The sequence below is a fragment of the Bradyrhizobium sp. Crot121 genome (assembly GCF_059512385.1).
The window spans coordinates 1-4,941 of the sequence record NZ_JCAMOR010000171.1; the positions used below are offsets into that span (position 1 = coordinate 1).

Annotated in this window: 4 protein-coding genes and 2 pseudogenes; 4 read left to right on the forward strand and 2 right to left on the reverse strand. The window is 56.9% G+C overall.

Annotated elements, in window-relative coordinates:
* From AC5ZGW_RS45315 to AC5ZGW_RS45330, 4 genes and pseudogenes are all read left to right on the forward strand, one after another.
* A pseudogene (locus AC5ZGW_RS45315) lies at nucleotides 1–660 on the forward strand (IS3 family transposase); the annotation flags it as partial.
* Between the two features lie 271 nt (nucleotides 661–931).
* Complete coding sequence (locus AC5ZGW_RS45320; RefSeq protein WP_245475178.1) at nucleotides 932–1,441, forward strand: hypothetical protein; 510 nt, start codon at nucleotides 932–934, stop codon at nucleotides 1,439–1,441.
* Entirely contained in the window at nucleotides 1,422–1,940 is a 519-nt protein-coding gene (locus AC5ZGW_RS45325; RefSeq protein ID WP_245475180.1) for an IS4 family transposase, read from the forward strand. The genes AC5ZGW_RS45320 and AC5ZGW_RS45325 overlap by 20 nt, the downstream gene beginning before the upstream one ends.
* A gap of 37 nt (nucleotides 1,941–1,977) precedes the next feature.
* Nucleotides 1,978–2,375 (forward strand): annotated as a pseudogene (locus AC5ZGW_RS45330) (DDE-type integrase/transposase/recombinase); the annotation flags it as partial.
* A gap of 652 nt (nucleotides 2,376–3,027) precedes the next feature.
* On the opposite strand, the gene AC5ZGW_RS45335 reads toward AC5ZGW_RS45330, so the two are convergent.
* Together AC5ZGW_RS45335 and AC5ZGW_RS45340 are read right to left on the reverse strand one after the other, a co-directional pair.
* On the reverse strand, nucleotides 3,028–3,924 hold the full coding sequence (locus tag AC5ZGW_RS45335; RefSeq protein ID WP_130231508.1) for an IS3 family transposase: 897 nt from the start codon (nucleotides 3,922–3,924) through the stop codon (nucleotides 3,028–3,030).
* Nucleotides 3,925–4,759: 835 nt separating this feature from the next.
* Nucleotides 4,760–4,941 (reverse strand): hypothetical protein (locus tag AC5ZGW_RS45340; RefSeq protein WP_496114138.1); only part of this gene is annotated, 182 nt, incomplete at its 5' end.

The window sequence follows — 4,941 nt, forward strand, 5'->3', positions numbered from 1 at the left end:
ACAAGATCTTCCCGTATCTCCTGCGCCATCTGGCGATCGACCGGCCGAATCAAGTGTGGGCGGCCGATATCACCTATGTGCCGATCGGCCAGGGCTTTCTGTATCTGGTGGCGATCATCGATTGGGCGAGCCGTGCGGTGCTGGCCTGGCGCCTGTCGAACACGATGGACACATCGTTCTGCGTGTCTGCGCTCGAAGAGGCCTTGGCACGCTTCGGCCGGCCTGAGATCTCAGCGCGATGCGAAGCATCGTCGCGACAATACCGACCAGGGCAGCCAGTTCACCAGCGCCGCCTTCACCGGCACGCTGGCCGCCACCGGCGTCAGGATCTCGATGGACGGTCGCGGGCGCTGGATGGACAACGTGTTCATCGAGCGGCTGTGGCGCTCGCTCAAATACGAGGACATCTATCTCAAGGGCTATTCGGATGGCCACGAGGCCAAAGCCGGAATTGCCCGATGGATCGAGTTTTACAATTTCCAGCGCCCTCATCAGGCGCTGGAAAACCGCGCGCCGATGGCGGTCTGGCGGGCCGGTGTCACCGGCGCATTCGGCGAAGAGGCTGTGGATATGACGCTTCTCGCAAGCGAGAAGCTTGGACAACGCTGCGCGTTGCCCACATCCCCACAGCCAGAACAGCAGCAAGCAAGAGTAGCGTAAAGTTATTGGCAAGAACGAACGGCAGCAGTTCCACTTGAGAAACCGGACCCAGTGGTCCTCAGCATAGGGTCCACTTCAGTCCGCAACGAATGGCAGGTCTCGATCCGCAGAGCCTGCGCGGCGTTGGAGTTTGACAGGTCGACCTACCATTACAAGTCCCGTCGCTCCGGCTAGGCTGCCCTCGAACAGAAGATCAAAGAGATCTGTCCCCAAAAGCAACTCTCGAAGATTGGACGGAAAACCCCAAACGTACACGACATGCGGAATATTGATGCATTCGAGCCTTGCGGTGACCCTCGATGGGCTTCCACTGCGGCTCAGCGCTGTGAAGTTCTGGACCAGAAAGAAATTCAGAGGGGTCGCTGCGCTCAGGCGCGAGGTCAACCTGACACGGATCCCCATTGAAACCAAGGAGAGCATTCGGTGGCTGGAGAACCTCAAGCAATCCACGGAGCTTTTCGAGAAGCCATCGCAGTGCATCCATATCGGTGATCGTGAGGCCGATATTTATGAATTGTTTTGCGCCGCCCAAGAGGCTGGAACGCATTTCTTGGTAAGGACCTGTGTCAATCGCCCGGCCGGCGATGGCGATCATACCGTTGCAACGATAATGGACGAGGTCGTGGTCAAAGGTCTCCACCGGATCCAAGTCCAGGATAGCAAGGGCAATCCAGACCAGGCTATTCTTGAAATCCGGTATCGTAAAATCCGTATTCATTCTGCCACCGATAGGCAAGCAGTCGCGGTATCCAGCTTTGACTTTGACAGTGATCCACGCTGATGAAAGAGGAGCGCCAAAGAACAGAACGAAGATTGAATGGAAACTCCTGACCGACCTTCCGGTGCAATCGCGCGGGGATGCGATCGAGAAACTCGAATGGTATTCCCTGCGATGGAAGATCGAGGTCTTCCACAAGATACTCAAATCCGGCTGTAGGGCGGAGGACTCGCAACTGCGGACTGCTCAGCGATTGACGAATCTGATCTCGGTGTTCTGCATTGTGAGCTGGCGCATTTTTTGGATGACGATGCTCAATCGTTCAGCGCCAAATGCCTCACCGGAATTTGCGCTGACCAAAGCTGAAATCCAATTGCTTGATCGGCTCGTCAAAGACAAGAATCCAGTCAGCACACAACGAAAGACATTGTCGCATTATCTCATCAAGATCGCCAGGCTGGGCGGCTATCTCGCCCGCGCCAACGATCCGCCACCAGGGAATCTGATCATGTGGCGCGGACTATCGCGATTCATCGATATCGCAACGGGAGCGAAACTCTGACTCAAAAATGTGGGTAATCGTAAGCTTCGTCGTAGGCGTACACCGCGGATTGGGCCTGCAATTGCGCAACAAAACGCCCAAGCGCCGCGTCAAGGCCAAGCTGCGCGATGATCGCAAGCCGGCGACGCGATCCAACGAGACCTGGGCGATGGACTTCGTCCATGACCGGCAACAGGACACAAGCTTCGCGTGCTTACGATCGTCGATATCTCCTCGCGGTTCTTACCGGCGCTGGCGCCACGGTTCACCTTCCGCGGCGCCGACGTCGTGGCGGTGCTGGAAAGGGCCTGCAAGGAAGTGGGCTTCCCGGCAACGATCCGCGTCGATCAAGGCAGCGAGTTCGTGTCGCGCGATCTTGACCTGTGGGCCTACCAGCGCGGCGTCGTGCTGGACTTCTCGGGGCCCGGCAAGCCGACTGACACGGATGTTGTAGACAAGCCCTATGTCGCAGAAGCCTTGCTTTGTCGGGATCGCGGCTTTGCCCGCCACCGGGACGTGAACCTCGTATACTCCTCGGCGCATTCCACGCGTGCTCGTTCTTCGGCCCTCTTCGCGGGGATGTTGTAATCATAGGCCGATCCACGCTTGGCATGGCTGGTGGGTAATCCAGCGCGCAGTTCGATGCTCCGGAACTTGCGCGCCAGCAGGGTCGGCCTCATAGCATCACTCAAACCAGCCGAGTGTCCGGTCTGACGGGGGCAACTCCACTGACAGACCTTGCGGATCGGAGAGAGGGTCATGAGCGGATTCCTTGCAGCCTCGTCGGGCCAGAGCGCGGCTTATCCTTCCGATTCCGCCATCGTCTTCAGCCCCCTCCGTCCCGTCAGCGGCGGAGCTAACCGTTCATGAACCCGAGGGCGGGAGCCGTTCTGCATGACACAAAGGGGGACTGTACCGGATGGTGTTTGGCAAACCAACGAACAAACGAGCGCACAAATGCACGAATAAGCAAAGGCGACAACGCGATATATCCTGCCGCCGCCGCCGGCCTGCCATTAACGCTCTTAACTCGATCCATGCGTTTTACTCGACATGCCTGTCAAAGTCAGACCACTGAATGGAGTGGGCCCCTCGGGGTGGACAAGGATCAGGCTGCTGATTTGACCGTGCGCCGGGTGTGGTGATCCTCGAACTGTTGCGGGCTCAAATAGCCAAGGGCGGAATGGAGCCTGCGGCTGTTGTAGACTGCATCGATAAAACGTGGAAGGTTCTCGATGACATCGGCGAAGGTTTCGAAGGCCATCGGATAGACCGCCTCGATCTTGAGAGTCTTCATGAAGCTTTCCGCTTTCGCATTGTCATAAGGATTTCCGCGGCGGCCCATCGAGCCGACGACGCCATGCGCGACCAAGGCGTCGCGATAGAGCTGGGCGGCGTATTGCGAGCCACGGTCGGAGTGATGCACGCATCCGGGCGGCGGGTTGCGGCGTTCGATCGCCGCCTTCAGTGCGGCGAGTGTCAACCGGACATCGATCGACCGGCCGATGGCATAGCCAACGACACGCCGCGACCAGGCGTCGAGAATTACGGCGACATACACGAAGCCGCTCGTAATGGCGACGTAGGTAATATCCGCGACCCAGAGCTGATTGGGTCCGTCGACGGTCATGTCTTTCGCCAAATTGGGAAAGATCGGCTGGTCGTGATCGCTGTCCGTCGTCGCGATGTAGCGCCGACGCGCTCGCGGCTGAAGATCGTGCTCGCGCATGAGGCGCTTGATTTTCTTGTGGTTTACGATCATTCCCTGCTGCCGCAGGGCGGCCTGAACGCGCCGCCAGCCGTAATGTTCGAACTCGTCACAAATGGCTGCGATTGCTTCGACGATCGCGGTGTCGTCGGGCGCCGAGACCGGCACGTCATAGTAGGTCGAGCGCGAGGTTCCCATCAGCCGGCATCCTTCGGCGATGGAAAGCCCTGCGGGCCGGCAATTACGGATGTAGGCGCGCTTCTCCGCCGCGGTGCGTCTCGCAGAGCCCCCTAGTATTTTTCAAAAACTCGCTCTCAACACTAGCTATCAATAGAAGTTCTTATCCATCGGTCAATCTCACTAATAGTAAATGTCGCCTCGGTTTTTGGACGAGCCGAAACTGGTCTGCCGGTATAAACAGGTCCGTGTCACTTTCTTGTCATTGTTGTCCCCGGGCGGCGCTAATCTGGCTCTTCCAGAATTTGTAGCGGTCACTCGCAAGGGTCAATTGTTTGCTTATATGGACCTCTTCATTTCTAGGCTCCATCACTCACAAGCACTCCTCATATTCAATCGTTGTTTGTTTCTCCTTCGATCACGAAGCAGAACTAAACGGCTCTCTCTCGATGTCGTGGCGTTGTGGCAATCCAGCGAATGGGATGGCTCTCTCTCGTAGACGGCTAGTGGAGCTTATCGAAACCGCCAGGACCAGCTACTCAATTCATCATGCGCGCACTACTGCACTCAGGTACTACTATACGACCGAGCAAGGTGCCAGCACAGTGGTTCAGACAGGCAGGTTTGACGACCACCCCCACAAAGGATCGAACATTTCTCCGGCTTACCCTCCGCCCGGTCACATTGCTGACGGGCTTGTCTGGTTCGTCGCCGTGGATGTTATTTACGAGGGCCCCCCGTTCGAGGTGATAGTATACGGGCTTGCATGTCCACCTCAGTGATCGAAGTGCCGTACGTTGGCCTCGTGTTTGTTGAATGATGGTTGTCCGTCTTTATGTGTTTTGTTTGTTGTAGCAAAGAGATGCTGTATTCCCGCCGTATGAGTTTTTATGTGTAATGGTTTCGTTATAAATAAGTCGGCCCTGCCAATACAAGGCTTCTGAACGCCTCCGTTCTATTTCGTTGTAGTCGTCTGTATTTTTGTCCCTTGATGAGGACACATGCACAAATACACACACATACAAACATAGAAGACACAACCATATATCCTGCCGCCGCCGCCGCCGCCGCCGCCGCCCGCCGTGTAAGCCCATAACATGCTTCCAAACACGCGACAAAACGACAAGCGGGCGGCCG

Coding starts and splice junctions, on each gene's coding strand:
- AC5ZGW_RS45320 (WP_245475178.1), top strand. CDS start 932: ATGCATTCGAGCCTTGCGGTGACCCTCGATGGGCTTCCACTGCGGCTC.